Genomic DNA, 16,469 nt, shown 5'->3' with positions numbered 1-16,469 from the left:
CGTACAACTGGGCTGCGCATATGCTCTTCCCCACTGCCATGTCAGACAACCTCGACCCGCACAAAAACAATTAGTGGGAGATCCGCAAGTGAACGATACCCTCGCTCCGTCTGCCCGGAATGAAGGCGACGCCCTGGCCAGCGCCGTGGCCAAGGTCAAGCGCCACGTCCTGCCGCTGTTCGTCATCATGTTCATCGTCAACTACCTGGACCGCGTCAACATCGGCTTCGTCCGCCCGCATCTGGAAAGCGACCTGGGCATCAGCGCTGCGGCCTATGGCTTTGGCGCCGGCCTGTTCTTCATTGGCTACGCGTTGTTCGAAGTGCCCTCGAACATGCTGCTGCAGAAGGTCGGCGCACGGCTGTGGCTGACCCGCATCATGTTCACCTGGGGGCTGGTGGCCACTGCCATGGCCTTCGTGCAGAACGAAACCCAGTTCTACGTGCTGCGCTTTCTGCTGGGCGTTGCCGAAGCGGGCTTCTTCCCCGGGGTGATCTACTACTTCACCCGCTGGCTGCCGGCCGCCGAGCGCGGCAAGGCGATTGCCATCTTCCTCAGCGGCTCGGCGCTGGCATCGCTGATTTCCGGGCCGTTGGCCGGTGCGCTGATGCAGATCCAGGGGCTGGGCATGCATGGCTGGCAATGGATGCTGTTCATCGAAGGCATGGCCTCGGTGACTTTGTGCTTCTTCGTGTTCTTCTGGCTCGACTCCAGGCCGCAGGACGCCAAGTGGCTGAGCCAGGCCGAGCAGGACGCACTGGTGGCCACCATCGATCGCGAGCAGCTTGAGCGTGAAGCGATCGGCGTGGTCAAGCCATCGACCTGGAGCCTGCTCAAGGACCGCCAGATCCTGCTGTTCTGCCTGATCTACTTCTGCATCCAGCTGACCATCTACGCCGCTACCTTCTGGCTACCGAGCATCATCAAGCGCATGGGTGACCTCAGCGACCTGCAGGTCGGCTTCTTCAACTCGATCCCATGGCTGATTTCGATCCTGGCCATGTATGCCTTCGCCGCCGGCTCGGCGCGCTGGAAGTTCCAGCAGGCCTGGGTCGCAGGTGCGCTGGTGATCGCTGCCATCGGCATGTTCATGTCCACCACGAGTGGGCCGGTGTTCGCCTTTGTCGCGGTGTGCTTCGCGGCCATCGGTTTCAAGTCGGCGTCGTCACTGTTCTGGCCGATCCCGCAGGGTTACCTGGATGCCCGCATCGCCGCTGCGGTGATCGCGTTGATCAACTCGGTCGGCAATCTCGGTGGCTTCGTCGCCCCAACCACCTTCGGCCTGCTCGAGCAGCAGACCGGTTCGATCCAGGGCGGCCTGTATGGCCTGGCGGTGACCTCGGTGCTGGCGGCCATTGCCATCTTCTTCGTACGCACTCGCCCAAAGGGCGTCCCTTCCGATGACCTCAAGGCCCCTTTGGCCCTGGGTCAGAGCCATTGATGACTGCGAGACAACAACCATGAACATGCAGACCCTTCACACCAGCACCCCTGTGGTCACCGAGCTGCGCGTGATCCCCGTTGCCGGGCACGACAGCATGCTGCTCAACCTCAGTGGTGCCCATGGCCCGTTCTTCACCCGCAACGTGGTGGTGTTGCGTGACAGCGCCGGCAATACCGGATTGGGCGAGGTGCCCGGCGGCGAGAAGATCCGCCAGACACTGGAGGACGCCCGCAGCCTGGTGGTCGGCCAGCCGGTCGGCCATTACCAGCGCGTGCTCAATGCCATGCGCCAGACCTTCGCCAACCGTGACTCGGCTGGTCGCGGCCTGCAGACCTTCGACCTGCGCATCACCGTGCATGCGGTGACGGCCATCGAGTCTGCGCTGCTCGACCTGCTTGGCCAGCATCTGAACGTGCCGATGGCGGCACTGCTGGGCGAGGGGCAGCAACGCGAGGCGGTGAAGATGCTCGGTTACCTGTTCTACATCGGCGACCGCCAGCAGACCGACCTGGCCTACCGCAACGAAGCCGATGCCGAGGACGACTGGTTCCGCCTGCGCCACGAAAAGGCCCTGACGCCGGAGGCGGTGGTGCGTCTGGCCGAGGCCGCCAAGGCGCGCTATGGTTTCAGCGATTTCAAGCTCAAGGGCGGGGTGTTGCGCGGCGAGGAGGAGATGGAAGCCGTAACGGCGTTGGCCGAACGTTTCCCCGAAGCCCGCATCACCCTCGACCCGAATGGTGCCTGGTCATTGAAGGAGGCCATTGCCCTGTGCCGCGACAAGCACGATGTGCTGGCCTACGCCGAAGACCCGTGCGGTGCCGAGAACGGCTACTCGGGCCGTGAGGTGATGGCCGAGTTCCGCCGCGCCACCGGCCTGCCCACCGCCACCAACATGATCGCTACCGACTGGCGGCAGATGGGCCATGCGATCCAGTTGCAGTCGGTGGACATTCCGCTGGCCGACCCGCACTTCTGGACCTTGCAGGGTTCGGTACGGGTGGCGCAGATGTGCAACGACTGGGGGCTGACCTGGGGTTCGCATTCCAACAACCACTTCGATATCTCGCTGGCAATGTTCACCCAGGTGGCAGCTGCGGCGCCGGGTGAAATCACTGCGATCGACACCCACTGGATCTGGCAGGACGGCCAGCGCCTGACCCGTGAACCACTGCGCATCGTCGATGGGCATGTGCACGTGCCGGCGCGGCCGGGGCTTGGGGTGGAGCTGGATGAAGACCAGCTGGCCAAGGCGCATGAGTGCTACCGCAGCATGGGGTTGGGCGCGCGGGATGACAGCGTGGCAATGCAGTTCCTGATTCCGGGGTGGAGCTTCGATAACAAGCGGCCTTGCCTGGTGCGTTGAGGCTGCTGGCCCTTTCGCGGGCTTGCCCGCTCCCACAGGTACTGCATCAGGCTCCAGGCCTGCATTTATCCTGTGGGAGCGGGCGAGCCCGCGAAGAGACAGGCACAAATCAACCTGCTTCGAAAAACTTCCGCGCCATCGCCACGAATGCCCCCAGCACCGGGTTGGGGTTATCCCGGCAGAACGCCAGGAAAATCTCCGCCTGCTGCTCCATCCCCACCAACGGCCTGAATACCACCTGCTCCAGGCGCAATGCCTGCGCCGAGGCCGGCACCACTGCGCAGCCCAGCCCCACATTGACCAGCCCCAGTATCGAGTGAGTCTGCCCCAGTTGGTGCAGGTACCGTGGTTGCACCTCATGCCGGGCAAACAGGTTGGCGATGCGGTCATGGAAATAGCGCCCTTCGTTGGCGCTGTACATCACGAATGGTTGATCATCGAAATCGCTCGGCCTGAGCCGCTCACGTGCCGCCAGCGCATGCCCGGCGGGCAGGGCGGCGATAAAGGGTTCGCGGTGGATCGGCAGGTACTCCACGCGCGCGCTGGGCAGCACCTGGCGCACCAGGCCAACATCGATCAGCCCTGCCTCCAGGTCATGCACCTGGGTGCTGGAGACGCGTTCGCTGAGCACCAGTTCGATGTCCGGCAGCGTCTGCCCGGCATGCACCAGCAAGCGCGGGATCATGCTGTAGGCACCCACTGCGGTGAAGCCCAAGGTCAACCGGCCCGCTTCGCCATGAGCAATGCGCCGCGCCGACTGGCTGGCCGACTCGGCGATCTGCAGGATGCGACGGGCGTCTTCGAGAAAGCTCTGGCCCGCCAGGGTCAGCCGCGCCTGGCGGTTGTTACGCTCGAGCAGCAGCACGCCCAGGGTGTGTTCCAGCAGCTGGATCTGCCGGCTCAAGGGCGGTTGGGTCATGTGCAGGCGGGTGGCGGCACGGCCGAAATGCAGCTCTTCGGCCACGGCTACGAAACAGCGCAGCTGATGCAACTCCATGATTCAATTCCTGAATTATTCGATCCAGTATCTATATTAGACCTGTATCAAATGCCGGCCTAGCATCGAGTCATGTCTTTGAACTGCCGGATGCGCACCATGAACGAGAACCCCATCGAAGTGCTGTTGACCCAGCCAGTACCAGAGGCCATCGATGCCCGGCTGGTCAACGCTTATCGGATACATCGCCTGTATCAGCATTCCAACCCGCAACAGTTGCTCGACGATGCCGGCCCGCGCATTCGTGGGGTGGTTACAGGTGGTGCCAAGGGCCTGTCCAATGAGCTGATGGAGCAACTGCCCGCGCTCGAGATCATCGCCATCAGCGGCATTGGCACCGATGCCGTGGACCTGCGCCATGCGGCCAGCCGCGGCATCCATGTCACCACCACGCCGGGCGTGCTCACCGCCGATGTGGCCGACCTGGCCATGGGTTTGATCATCAGCATCTTGCGCCGCCTGGGCGAGGGGGAGCGGCTGGTGCGTGATGGCCTGTGGGGCAAGGTAGACCTGCCATTGGCGCGCAAGGTCAGCGGTATAGAACTGGGCATCGCCGGGCTTGGCGAGGTGGGCAAGGCTATCGCTCGGCGTGCCGCTGCATTCGACATGCGTATTGCCTACAACGGGCGGCGCGAGCAACCAGAAACCGGCTACCGCTTTGAAGCCGATCTGGTCGAACTGGCGCGTTCGGTGGATGTGCTGGTGGTTGCAGCTGCCGCCGATGGCGGCGAGGTGCTGGTGACGGCCGAGGTGCTCGATGCACTGGGGCCGGAGGGGTACCTGGTCAATGTAGCGCGCGGCAAGTTGGTCGATGAAGAGGCGCTGGTCGAGGCGTTGCGGGAGCAGCGCATTGCCGGGGCCGGGCTGGATGTTTTCGTCCACGAGCCGCATGTGCCGCCGGCGCTGCGTGACCTGAACCAGGTCGTTCTGCAGCCACATCGAGGCAGCGCCACGCTGCAAACCCGGCTGGAAATGGGGCAGATGGTTTTATCGAATCTCGCTGCTTGCTTCCGTGGCGAGGTTCCCCCGAATTGCGTGTAGGCCCCATCGCCGGCAAGCCGGCTCCCACAGGAACAGCGCATGCCCTGAACACTGCACTGACCCTGTGGAAGCAGCTTTAGCCGCGAAGAGGCCGGCACAGGCAACAGAAGGCCCCAAAGGCCACACCTTCTCCGCACAAGAACAATCGCTTCCACCGAGAAGCAAGAGGGTCCACATGAACAGCAAATCCGCCGTCGCCGCACCGCAGGCCGTGGCCGGGTTCGGTCGCCATCGCTTCCTGGTCCTGGCACTGATCTTCGTCATCACCGTCATCAACTACGCCGACCGCGCCACCCTGTCGATTACCGGTACCGAGGTGCTCAAGGACCTCGGCCTGGACCCGGTCATGCTGGGCATGATCTTCTCTGCTTTCGCCTGGGCCTACGCCCTGGGCCAGGTGCCTGGCGGCTGGTTGCTCGACCGCTTCGGCGCCCGCCGGGTCTACGGCATCAGCCTGATCCTCTGGTCGCTGTTCACCCTGCTGCAAGGGACCGTGGGCTGGATGGGCCTGGCTGGTGTGTCCGCCGCCGTGGCGCTGTTCTCCATGCGGTTCATGCTGGGGCTGGTGGAGTCGCCGGCTTTCCCGGCCAACTCGCGCATCGTCAGTTGCTGGTTTCCCACCCGCGAGCGCGGCACCGCCTCGGCATTTTTCAATTCGGCGCAGTACATGGCCGTGGTGGTGTTCGCACCGTTGATGGCGTGGATGACCCATGCGCTGAGCTGGGAGCAGGTGTTCATCTGGATGGGCGTGCTGGGGCTGGCGCTGAGCGTGGTGTGGTTCCGCTTGTACCACGAGCCGCACAGTGCGCCAGGGCTGAGCCCCGAAGAGCTGGACTACATGCGTGAAGGCGGCGCACTGGTCGACCTGGAAAAGGAACGCAAGGCTGCCAAGAGCAGACCGACACGGGCCGAGCTTGCGCAACTGTTCACCAGCCGTAACCTGTGGGCGGTGTACCTGGGCCAGTACTGCATTACCGCGCTCACCTACTTCTTCATCACCTGGTTCCCGATCTATCTGATCAAGGGCCGTGGCATGACCATCATGGAGGCCGGCTGGGTGGCCGCGTTGCCGGCAATCTGCGGTTTTACCGGTGGCATTCTCGGAGGCTTCTTGTCCGACTGGCTGATCCGCCGCGGCGTGCACCCGTCCAGGGCCCGCAAGACCCCGTTCATCATCGGCATGGGGCTGTCCACCAGCCTGGTGCTGGCCAACTATGTGGGCGGCAATGCCGCAGTGATCGCCCTGATGACCCTGGCGTTCTTCGGCAAGGGCCTGGCGGCGGTGGGCTGGGCGGTGTTGTCGGATGTGGCGCCGAAGAAGATGGTCGGCCTGTGCGGTGGAGTGTTCAACGGCATCGGCAACATCGCCGGTATCGTCACCCCGTTGGTGATCGGTTATGTGGTGGCCAGCACCGGCTCCTTTCACAACGCACTCTGGTTCGTGGCCGCCCATGGCGTGCTGGGGATCCTCGCTTACCTGTTGCTGGCCCGACGCTTCGAGCGTACCGGGCAGGCGTAGGCAGACGCCTGGCAACAGAGGCCCCGGGAGACCGGGGCTTTTTTGTGGCTGGCAGAAAGGGCCAGTACAGCCACAAACACACCCAAATGAAAAACAAAAGCTCCAGACGGCCTGGTGACGCGATCGGGCAAGCCATTCACGACATCTGGCGTTCATGGAAATGCCCTGTCGTGATCGAACAGTTCCGGGGCGTTCTCGTGTAATTTCCCACAGCCCTGCGGGGCTTAAATGAAGCCCGACCTGCACTGACACGTTGCTCTGTGACGCGTGCCAAATATCAACAACAGAGCGCGAGTAACGTGTCGACTTATTGATTTCAAAGGAGATATTTTCGCCTACACCTGCCCGTCCATCCTTGTGTCAGCAAAAAGAGAACAACATCAATGAACACCGTGGGATCTGATGGCAACCTTGCACAAGGTTTCAAGCCACGTCATGTAACGATGCTGTCCATCGCCGGCATCATCGGCGCCGGACTTTTCGTCGGCTCTGGCCACGCCATCGCGGCAGCCGGGCCAGCTACCATAATTTCCTATTTCGTGGCCGGGACCCTGGTGGTACTGGTCATGCGCATGCTCGGCGAAATGGCCGTGGCTCACCCGGACACCGGATCGTTTTCCACCTACGCCGAGCAGGCCATCGGCCGCTGGGCCGGCTACACCATCGGCTGGCTGTACTGGTGGTTCTGGGTATTGGTCATCCCGATCGAAGCGCTAGCCGCCGGGCATGTGCTGAACGCCTGGTTTCCGCAGGTGGACAGCTGGATATTCGCCCTGGCTTCGGTGCTGCTGCTGGCTGGTACCAACCTGTTCAGCGTGGCCAAGTACGGTGAGTTCGAGTTCTGGTTCGCCATTCTGAAAGTCACGGCCATTCTCGGTTTCATCGGCCTGGGTATCGCCGCACTGATGGGCTGGCTGCCCAACCGCGAGGTCAGCGGCCTTAGCGGCTTGATGGCCGAGCACGGCGGCTTCGCGCCGAAGGGCTGGTCGGCCGTGGTTGGTGCGTTCATCACCGTGATGTTCAGCTTCATCGGCACCGAAGCGGTTACCATCGCCGCGTCCGAATCCAGCGATCCGTCACGCAACATCGCCAAGGCCACTCGCTCGGTGATCTGGCGCATCAGCACCTTCTACATCCTCTCGATCTTCGTGATCATTTCGGTGGTGCCATGGAACGACCCGCAGCTCGCGGTGGTGGGTTCCTACCAGCGTGCGCTGGAAATCATGAACATTCCCAACGCGGCCTTCATGGTCGACCTGGTGGTGCTGGTGGCAGTGACCAGCTGCATGAACTCTTCGATCTACATTGCCTCGCGGATGATGTACTCGCTGGCCAAGCGCGGTGACGCACCGGCCATGCTCAACAAGACCTCCAAGGTCGGTGTACCGCGCGCTGCGGTATTCGGCAGCACGCTGATCGGCGCGGCCATTGCAATCCTCAACTACTTCGCGCCGAAGGGTGTATTCGAGTTCCTGCTGGCCAGCTCCGGCGCCATCGCCTTGCTGGTGTACATGGTCATCGCCATTTCGCAGCTGCGCATGCGCCGCCGCCTGGAGCGGGAAAACACCGAGCTGAAGTTCCGCATGTGGCTGTTCCCATACCTCACCTGGGCGGTGATCCTGTTCATTGGCGGGGCGCTTGCAGTCATGATGTTCACGCCTGAACACCGGGCGGAGGTGACCTCTACGTTGGGCCTGGCGATAGTGATTTCCTTCCTGGGGATCGTGACCACGCGGGGCCATGCGCAACCTGTGGGGGTGCGTTCGATGGGGTGATTCAGTTCACCTGGCGGTAGGGCAAAGGGCACCAGTGGATAGGTGCCCTTTGTTTTTTCAGCTCTTCATCATATCGATGTATCTGATTGCTGCTGGCGCCTTCTCGAAACGTCGATGAATAAGGCTAAGCCACGAGCTGGCCTGGCAGTCGACAATACGCCGGTAGTTCACCTGCGGCAGGCTGACGCGCTGGACCACCGATTCTGGCACCACTGCGATGCCCTGGCCGAGTGATACCAAGGTGATCACCGCCACCAGGCTGCCCGGCTGGGGGCCGAGCCTCGGGACGAAACCACCTTGTGCTGCCACTTCCAGCGTGCCGGAGATCTGTTCGGGCAGGATGAAGGTTTCGTTGGCCAGGCGCGAGGCCGGGATCTGCGGTACTTCATTTATTCGCGAGTTGGCGGGCAGGGCGAGGACGAAACCTTCCTGGTGCAAGGCGATGGCTTCGAGTTCCTCGGGTAGCTCCATCGGCGAGCGCACATAGGCAAGGTCGAGCAAGCCGTCGCGGACCATGCCGGGCAGTTCGGCCATGGGCAGTTCACGAATGTTCATGAGCACTGCGGGGCAGGTTTCGCTGTAGCGGCTGACTTGCTGCTGGAGCATGCCCGAATACGCGGCCGAAGCCACATAGCCCAGCTCTATGCGCCCGCTTTCGCCTCGGGCTGCCCGTTGCGCACCCAGTTGCGCGGCGTCGAACTGGCGCACTGCATGTTCGGCCTCGACCAACAGCGCCTGGCCCGCAGCGGTGAGGTTGACCTCGCGCTGGTTGCGCTCGAACAGGCGCACGCCCAGCTCGCGCTCCATGTCCTGGATCTGCCGGCTGAGGGTGGGCGGGGCGATACCGAGCTGTTCGGCGGCACGGGTGAAGTGACCGTGGCGGGCGACGCAGAGGAAGTAGCGGAAATGGCGGATTTCCATGGGTGTTACCTGCAGGGTAATGACGCGGGCCGCCGGGGCTAACAAGCCTGGGGGCTGGCGGCGTTATGGTGAGGCCAACACTACAAGGCTGATGGCTTGGCGGCAAAGGCTGCCGGGGAATTGCAGGGGACCGCAAAGCGGTCCCGGCATTTTGACCAACCAGCCCTGCATCCGGAGCCTCACCATGCCCTCTGCGCGTTTCACTCTGCTTACCGCCTCCCTGGTCTGCGCCCTGATCATCCTCGACACCAACATCGTCGCGGTCAGCCTGCCCAGCATCGCCCGTGACCTGTCCGGCTCGTTTGCCGATATCGAATGGGTGGTCAGCGCCTACCTGCTGGCCTTTGCCGCCTGCCTGCTGCCCGCTGGCAGCCTGGCCGACCGCTTTGGCCGCCGCCGCATGCTGCTGCTCGGCCTGGCCCTGTTCGGCATCGCCTCGCTGGCCTGCGGCGCGGCGCCCACCTTGATGTTCCTCGACCTGGCCAGGGCAACCAAGGGCGTTGGCGCAGCGCTGCTGCTGACCTCGGCCCTGGCCGCGATCGGCCACCGCTTCCATCAACCCCAGGAACGCGTGCGCGCCTGGGCCTTCTGGGGCGCCTGCATGGGCGCCACCATTACCTTTGCGCCGCTGCTGGGCGGTGTGATCGCCAGCACCCTTGGCTGGCGCTGGATCTTCTACATCAACCTGCCGTTGGTGGCAGTGCTTGCAGTGATGGTGCTGCGCAGTGTCGAAGAGTCCCGTGACAGCGCTGCGGCCCGGCTCGACCCATGGGGCAGCCTGACTTTCGCCGGCAGCCTGGGTTACCTGATCTGGGCAATGATCGATGCCAGCCAGGTGGGCTGGGGCAGTGCGCAAACGTTGGGTCGGCTGGTGATCAGCGCTTTCCTGTTTGGCCTGTTCGTCATGGTCGAGCGCAGTCAGCAACGGCCGATGATGGACCTGCGGCTGATGCGCAGCGGCCGCTTCGTTGGTGCCTTGCTGGGTATGTTCGCCTACGCTGCCTGCGCCCAGGTGATGATGACCCTGCTGCCGCTGTACTTGCAGAACGGCCTGCAGCTGTCAGCCCTGGCCGCAGGGGCGGGCATGTTGCCGTTTGCCGTGGCCATGCTGCTGGCGCCACGCCTGGGCATGCGCCTGGCTGCACACTTGAGCCCGGCGCAGGTGTTCGCACTTGGGCTGGTATTGGTCGGGGCGGTTAACCTGCTGTGTGCCTGGGCCACGCAGCAGGACGGTTACGGTGCATTCGCCCTCGCCAGCCTGGTGTTGGGTGCGGGCGCCGGGCTGCTGAATGGCGATACGCAGAAGAACATCATGGCTTGCGTACCGCGTGAGCGCACCGGCATGGCTTCGGGGTTGAGTACAACCACGCGGTTCGGGGCGATCGTGCTGGCCATCGGTGGGCTGGGTGGTGTGCTGGCTGCACATAGTGGGCAGTTGCTGCATGAGGCCATGGCTGCCGTGGCGCCTGGGCAATCGGGCCAGGTTGCCGCAATGGCCACGCGGGTTGCCGCGGGTGATTTGCAGGCGGCATTGGCGTTGCTTGAGCCCGGGTTGCGGGAAACGGTGGCACCCTTGGCCCACCAGGCGTTCATCGGAGGCTTCGAAGCTGTGTTACTGGTCGCCGGTGTGGCGGCGCTGCTGTTTGCGCTACTGGTTGGCGTGTTGCTGAGCCGGCCGCTGCCGGCCATGCCAGAGGTATTGCTGGCCGAGGGGCGATCATGAAACGTGCTTCACCAGCGCCCTGCGGCTGGGCACCACCAACTGCCCCAGCGTCATGCCGAAGTCGGTTTCGATGATTGCCTTCTGCGCCGCGTTCAATCGCCCGTCAGGTTCGAAGATGACCGGCACCTCGATATTCCAGTCTTCATCCTGCTCGCGGGTGTTCGGCGATTGGTCGAGCAAGTCTGGCTGCCCACGCAGGCGGCTGAGGACAAAGTCGCTTGCTGTCAAACAAGTGGTGGCAGCCGTGTATGGGTTGACAGACCGGTGAAGACCAAACCGGCGCACACGAGGTGCCCCACACACAGCCGCTATAGGCAAAACCGTGTGTATGGTCGTCATCAGCCTGTCAAAGCTGGTCGTTGATGAACAACGACCCACCGAGCCTAGAACGCTAAAAAACGACCGCAACGGAAAACAGGCTTTGGGAGTATCTTTTGGAAACGCCCTACACGGAAGGGGTGAAATCTGATTTTGGGGCTCGCGCACCCCAAAGCCCCAGGCACAAAAAAAGACGCCCGAGGGCGTCTTCTTCTTTGGGATTTGGTGGAGCCGGGGGGATTTGAACCCCCGTCCGCCAGTACTCCGCTGTCGGTACTACATGCTTAGCCTTGTCTACTGAGTTAATCCGCAGCCGCCCGACGGGCAGGGTGCTTTGGACGAGTTGGGTAAGTTTTAGTCGCTTTGCCCCCAACGTGCTACACGACGATCCTGTTCTGTATGACAATCATTTCGGGTTTACAGGCATCCCCTGATGATTGCTGGAGCCGAAGCTACCAGGAGAGCGGGCTCAGCTGCTTACGCAGCGAGAGCGTAGCCCTCGTAGTTTTCGTCATTGGCAACTATAGAAAGTTGCAACAGTGGATTTACGAGTTCTGTTACCAACTCGGCATGCACCTAGAGTTTCGCTACCGGCGTCGAATCCTGATCGGCCCCACACTAGCTCTAAGCTAACGCACCTTACGGTACGTGAGGCGGAGTATACGCCATTGCGCGGGCGACGTCGACAGCCGGTCCGGTCGCCCGCTTCTGGGCTCACGCGCCGCTACCGCCGCCGCTGGTGCCGCTGCCTTTCTCGGTTTTTTCCAGGCGCTCCAGGACTTTGCTGGTGATGGCAATGCATTCCTTGGTGTCGCCCGAGGCTTGGGCAGCCTTGGCTTTGTCGACGTGCTCGGTGATGGCCTTGTCCAGGCCTTCGGAGGTGGCGCCGGCGGTGGCCATGCTGTCGTCGATCTTTTGCAGGTTGGCGGTGCACAGGTCTTCGGCGGCGAACACCGGCGAAGCCAGCAGGGTGGCGGCCGCGAACAGGGCCGAAAGCGCGGTACCTTTCATGGGAGTCTCCTTCTGGGCCTCTGGAAGGTGGGCCTGTAAGGGTGGACTGCGGGGGATTGGCGGGGGTTCAATCGGGATGGTGGCGGAGTGAAATGAGGATGGCGATGGCACCGGCTTTGCCGGTGTTCGCGGGTGAACCCGCTCCCACATGGAATTGGGTTGGCTCGGGGTATGCGCTGAACCGGTGGGAGCGGGCGTGCCCGCGAAGCAGGCGGCGCGGTGTATGGCACCGGCTGCGCCGGTGTTCGCGGGCATGCCCGCTCCCACAGGGTCAGATGCTACGCGGCCGGGTGACGCGGTCTACCAGGTAGACCAGGCCGTGGTAGTCGATGCCGCTGTGGCTGCTCAGGCCGATCTCGCAGGTGCGGCTGGTGGAGATGCCTTCGCTGCAGTACTGCACCGCCTCCTTCAGGCTGCGCAGCGAGTGGGCGTTGAGCTCGGGGGTGGTGAAGCCTTTGTCACCGGCAAAGCCGCAGCAGTGTATGCCCTCCGGGATCACCACCTGTTTGCTGCAGCGCCGCGCCAGGTCGATCAGCGCCTGGCTTTCGCCAAGGTGCTGGGTGCTGCAGGTCACGTGTACGGCTACCGGCTCGTCCTGGGGCGCGAACTCCAGGCGGTCGACCAGGTGGGTGCGGATGAAGCGCACCGGGTCGTACAAGTCCAGCCGGCTTTCGCCCAGGTCCTGCACCAGGCGCAGGGTGCAGGGGCTGGTGTCGCAGTAGATCGGGTCGAGGCCGCCGCGGCTGGCGTGCAAGAGGGCGTTGATCAGCTCCTGGCGCTTGTGTTCGGCTTGTTCGGGGTAGCCCTTGGAAGCGAACGGCTGGCCGCAGCACAGGCTGTCGGCGTTGTCGGGGAAGACCACCTGGTAACCGGCCTTTTCCAGCAGGGCGCGGGTCTTGTCCAGCAGCGAGCTTTGCTCGCGGTCGGCATAGGCCGGGCCCATCACCCGCGAGACGCAGGCGGCCAGGTACACCACGCGAGGGCGGGCGTCGTTGCTGGCCGGGCCGAAGTCCAGTGGGCGCAGGGGTTGTGGCATCGCCGGGGTCCACTGTGGCAGGCGGCCTTTGCTGGCTTTGTTCAGCGAGGCACTCAGGCGGCCCAGGCGTGGGGCGCCGAGCAGCTTGCGTGCGGTGTTGGCGGCGGTCAGGGTCAGGCGCGCGCCGCCCAAGGCAGTGTGGAAGTGTTTGGCCAGCCAGTCGGCGGTTCTTTCATGCTCGGCAGCCTGGCTGCGCAGTTTCTTCACCAGTTCGCCGGTGTTGATGCCGACCGGGCAGCGTTGGGCGCACAGGCCGGTGGCGGCGCAGGTGTCGATGCCCTGGTACTGAAAGGCCTGGCGTAGTTCGCGGGTGTCGATGCCGGCGCGCTGCCTGGCCTGGATGTCACGCCACATGACGATGCGCTGGCGCGGGCTCAGGGTCAGGCCTTTGGACGGGCACACCGGTTCGCAGAAGCCGCACTCGATGCACCTGTCGACGATCTCGTCGGCAGCGGGCAGCGGCTTGAGGTTCTTCAGGTGGATATCCGGGTCTTCGCTCAGCACCACGTCGGGGTTGAGGATGCCGTTTGGGTCGAGCAGACGCTTCAGCTTCCACATCAGTTGGTACGCGTCATGGCCCCATTCCAGCTCGACGAACGGTGCCATGTTGCGCCCGGTGCCGTGCTCGGCCTTGAGCGAACCGCCGAACTCCACCGCCACCAGCTGCGCCACATCGTCCATGAAGGCCTGGTAGCGGGCGACTTCCGCGGCGCTGTTGAAGCCCTGGGTGAAGACGAAGTGCAGGTTGCCTTCCAGGGCATGGCCGAAAATGATCGCTTCATCGTAGCGGTGCTTGTCGAACAGCTGGATCAGGCGGTTGACGCCGTCTGCCAGTTGCTCGATGGGGAAGGTGACGTCTTCGATGATGACTGTGGTGCCGGTCTGGCGCACGGCGCCAACAGCAGGGAAGGTGTCCTTGCGGATTTTCCACAGCTGGTTGTACACGGCCGGGTCTTCGCTGAAGTCCACCTGCTGTTCCAGCGGGAAGTCGGCGATCGAGGCCATCACCTGTTGCAGCTGTTCATGCAGCAGGCTCTGGCTGGCGGCGCGGGACTCGATCAGCAGGGCGCAGGCATTATCCGACAGGCCTTTTACCCACAGCGGCATGCCGGGCATGTTCTGCACCGAGCGCAGGCTGCGGCGATCGAGCAGCTCCACGGCCGAGACCGGCTGGCGCTTGAGTACGGTCACCGCGCGGCAGCAGCTTTCCACGCTGGGGAACACCAACAGGGCGCTGGCCTTGTGCGGGTGGTCGGGCACGGTGTCGTAGGTGACGGCACTGATGAAGCCCAGGGTGCCTTCGGACCCGACCAGCAGGTGTTGCAGGATATCCAGCGGCTGGTCGTAGTCCACCAGTGCGTTCAGCGACAGGCCGGTGGTGTTCTTGAGCCGGTATTTGTGCCGGATGCGCTCGGCGAGTGCAGTGTTGGCGCGGGTCTCGCGGCCCAGGCGGGCCAGTGCTTCCAGCAGGTCGGCGTGGCTGGCCTCGAACGCGGCGACGCTGGCGGGGTCTTCGCTGTCCAGGCGCGTGCCGTCGGCCAGCACCAGGCGCAGGCCGGCCAGGGTGTGGTAGGTGTTCTGCGCGGTGCCGCAGCACATGCCGCTGGCGTTGTTGGCAACGATGCCGCCAATCTTGCAAGCGTTGATCGAGGCCGGGTCGGGGCCGATCTTGCGCCCGAAGGGGGCCAGCCAGGCATTGGCCTGGGCGCCGATGACGCCGGGCTGCAGACGGATCTGTTCGCCTTGGCCGCGGATTTCGCGGCCGTTCCAGTTATCGCCCAGCACGATCAGCACCGAGTCGCTGATGGCCTGGCCGGACAGGCTGGTGCCGGCGGCGCGGAAGGTGACCGGCACCCGCTCGCGCTGGGCCAGTTTGATCAGGCCGACCACTTCGTCCTCGGACTCGACGCGCACCACCAGCTTGGGGATCAGCCGGTAGAAGCTGGCGTCGGTGCCGAAGGCCAGGGTGGAGGTGGGGTCGTCGAAACGGCGTTCGGCGGGGATCAGGCGCTCGGCATCACGCAGGAACGCGGCAGGCAGGCTCATGCAGTCTCCTCGCGGGGCCGTGGCGTCTGTGCGCCACATGCCCCGGGTCAATCAGGCGGTCGTTCTTGCGGGCGGTCAGGCGCCCAGTTCGCGTACCAGCGAGTCGCGGGTGATTTCGCTGATCGACTTGGCGCCGGTCAGCACCATCGCTACGCGCATTTCCTTCTCGAACAGCTCCAACAGGTTCTTCACCCCGGCCTGGCCGTGCACGGCAAGGGCGTAGAGGAAGGCGCGGCCGATCAGTACGGTATCGGCGCCCAGGGCGATCATGCGCACCACGTCGAGGCCGCTGCGGATGCCGGAGTCGGCGAGGATCTTCAGGTCACCTTTGACCGCATCGGCAATTGCCGGCAGGGCGCGGGCGCTGGACAGCACGCCGTCGAGCTGGCGGCCGCCGTGGTTGGACACGACGATCCCGTCGGCACCGAACCTGACCGCATCACGGGCGTCATCGGCATCGAGGATGCCCTTGATGATCATCGGGCCGTCCCAGAATTCGCGGATCCACTCCAGGTCTTTCCAGGAGATCGACGGGTCGAAGTTGTTGGCCAGCCAGCCGATGTAGTCGGCAAGGCCGGTGGGGTTGCCACGGTAGGTGGAAATGTTGCCCAGATCGTGCGGGCGCCCCATCACGCCGACATCCCACGCCCACTCGGGGTGGGTCATGGCTTGCAGCACGCGACGCAGCGGGCCGTTCTTGCCGCTCATGCCAGAGTGGGCGTCGCGGTACCGGGCGCCGGGTGTCGGCATGTCGACGGTGAACACCAGGGTTTTGACCCCGGCGGCCTTGGCCCGCTCCAGAGCGTTGCGCATGAAGCCGCGGTCCTTGAGCACGTACAACTGGAACCACATCGGCCGGTCGATGGCCGGGGCCACTTCTTCGATCGGGCAAACCGACACCGTGGACATGGTGAACGGGATGCCGTGGGCAGCTGCCGCGCGCGCCGCTTGCACTTCGCCGCGGCGGGCGTACATGCCGGTGAGGCCGACCGGGGCCAGGGCCACTGGCATGCTCAGGGTTTCGTCGAACAGTTTGGTCTGAAGGCTGAGTTCGGACATGTTCTTCAGCACGCGCTGACGCAGGGCAATACTGGCCAGGTCCGAGACGTTGTGGCGCAGGGTGTGCTCGGCGTAGGCGCCGCCGTCGGCATAGTGGAACAGGAAGGGAGGCAGCTTGCGTTGGGCCGCGGCGCGATAGTCGGTAGAGGCAGAAATGATCATGGATTCTCGCAGCGTTGCATGTGGGGACTGCCGGGCGCGCGATGGCGCCCGGCC

Annotated in this window: 11 protein-coding genes, 1 other RNA gene and 1 pseudogene; 6 read left to right on the top strand and 7 right to left on the bottom strand. The window is 64.0% G+C overall.

The genetic code is table 11. The features are described 5' to 3' along the window. The first annotated feature begins 88 nt into the window (after nt 1–88). Together V3314_RS00415 and gudD are read left to right on the top strand one after the other, a co-directional pair. A complete protein-coding gene (locus tag V3314_RS00415; RefSeq protein ID WP_338459820.1) occupies nt 89–1,441 on the top strand; it encodes an MFS transporter in 1,353 nt (450 codons plus the stop codon). A 19-nt stretch (nt 1,442–1,460) separates the two neighbouring features. Next, the gene (gene gudD, locus V3314_RS00410; RefSeq protein WP_046613151.1) at nt 1,461–2,807 is read left to right on the top strand and encodes a glucarate dehydratase; all 1,347 of its coding nucleotides are present in this window, start codon (nt 1,461–1,463) and stop codon (nt 2,805–2,807) included. A 109-nt stretch (nt 2,808–2,916) separates the two neighbouring features. On the opposite strand, the gene V3314_RS00405 is transcribed toward gudD, so the two are convergent. Then, nucleotides 2,917–3,804 (bottom strand): LysR substrate-binding domain-containing protein, encoded by an 888-nt coding sequence (locus V3314_RS00405; RefSeq protein ID WP_108480724.1) that lies wholly within the window; start codon nt 3,802–3,804, stop codon nt 2,917–2,919. Nucleotides 3,805–3,903: 99 nt separating this feature from the next. On the opposite strand from V3314_RS00405, the gene V3314_RS00400 reads away from it, so the two are divergent. The 3 genes from V3314_RS00400 (at nt 3,904) to gabP (ending at nt 8,139) form a co-directional block, all read left to right on the top strand. Next, nucleotides 3,904–4,845 (top strand): 2-hydroxyacid dehydrogenase, encoded by a 942-nt coding sequence (locus V3314_RS00400; protein ID WP_338459819.1) that lies wholly within the window; start codon nt 3,904–3,906, stop codon nt 4,843–4,845. Nucleotides 4,846–5,020: 175 nt separating this feature from the next. Then, nucleotides 5,021–6,364, top strand: a complete 1,344-nt coding sequence (locus V3314_RS00395; RefSeq protein WP_338459818.1) for an MFS transporter — start codon at nt 5,021–5,023, stop codon at nt 6,362–6,364. A gap of 383 nt (nt 6,365–6,747) precedes the next feature. Further along, on the top strand, nt 6,748–8,139 hold the full coding sequence (gene gabP / locus V3314_RS00390; protein WP_338459817.1) for a GABA permease: 1,392 nt from the start codon (nt 6,748–6,750) through the stop codon (nt 8,137–8,139). 57 nt (nt 8,140–8,196) lie between these two features. Here gabP and V3314_RS00385 read toward each other — a convergent pair whose 3' ends face one another. Further along, nucleotides 8,197–9,060, bottom strand: coding sequence for a LysR family transcriptional regulator (locus tag V3314_RS00385; protein WP_338459816.1), 864 nt, complete (start codon nt 9,058–9,060; stop codon nt 8,197–8,199). A gap of 184 nt (nt 9,061–9,244) precedes the next feature. On the opposite strand from V3314_RS00385, the gene V3314_RS00380 reads away from it, so the two are divergent. Next, nucleotides 9,245–10,783 (top strand): MFS transporter, encoded by a 1,539-nt coding sequence (locus V3314_RS00380; RefSeq protein ID WP_338459815.1) that lies wholly within the window; start codon nt 9,245–9,247, stop codon nt 10,781–10,783. On the opposite strand, the pseudogene V3314_RS00375 reads toward V3314_RS00380, so the two are convergent. The 5 genes and pseudogenes from V3314_RS00375 to lldD all read right to left on the bottom strand — a co-directional run. Beyond that, nucleotides 10,778–10,999: pseudogene (locus V3314_RS00375) on the bottom strand (WYL domain-containing protein); the annotation flags it as partial. The gene V3314_RS00380 and the pseudogene V3314_RS00375 overlap by 6 nt on opposite strands. Before the next feature lie 325 nt (nt 11,000–11,324). Beyond that, nucleotides 11,325–11,716: a transfer-messenger RNA gene (gene ssrA / locus V3314_RS00370) on the bottom strand. Nucleotides 11,717–11,815: 99 nt separating this feature from the next. Further along, nucleotides 11,816–12,112 carry a hypothetical protein gene (locus tag V3314_RS00365; RefSeq protein WP_013974305.1) on the bottom strand — a complete coding sequence of 99 codons (297 nt, stop codon included), beginning with the start codon at nt 12,110–12,112 and terminating at the stop codon, nt 11,816–11,818. A gap of 271 nt (nt 12,113–12,383) precedes the next feature. Then, on the bottom strand, nt 12,384–15,194 hold the full coding sequence (locus V3314_RS00360; RefSeq protein WP_338459814.1) for an FAD-binding and (Fe-S)-binding domain-containing protein: 2,811 nt from the start codon (nt 15,192–15,194) through the stop codon (nt 12,384–12,386). A gap of 75 nt (nt 15,195–15,269) precedes the next feature. Continuing rightward, complete coding sequence (gene lldD / locus V3314_RS00355; RefSeq protein ID WP_013974303.1) at nt 15,270–16,415, bottom strand: FMN-dependent L-lactate dehydrogenase LldD; 1,146 nt, start codon at nt 16,413–16,415, stop codon at nt 15,270–15,272. Nucleotides 16,416–16,469 lie beyond the last annotated feature (54 nt).

This window comes from Pseudomonas sp. TE3-3-F2023 (genome assembly GCF_036784815.1).
GTDB classification, from domain to species: Bacteria; Pseudomonadota; Gammaproteobacteria; order Pseudomonadales; family Pseudomonadaceae; genus Aquipseudomonas; species Aquipseudomonas pudica.
This window is presented reverse-complemented; position numbering and strand designations above follow the sequence as displayed.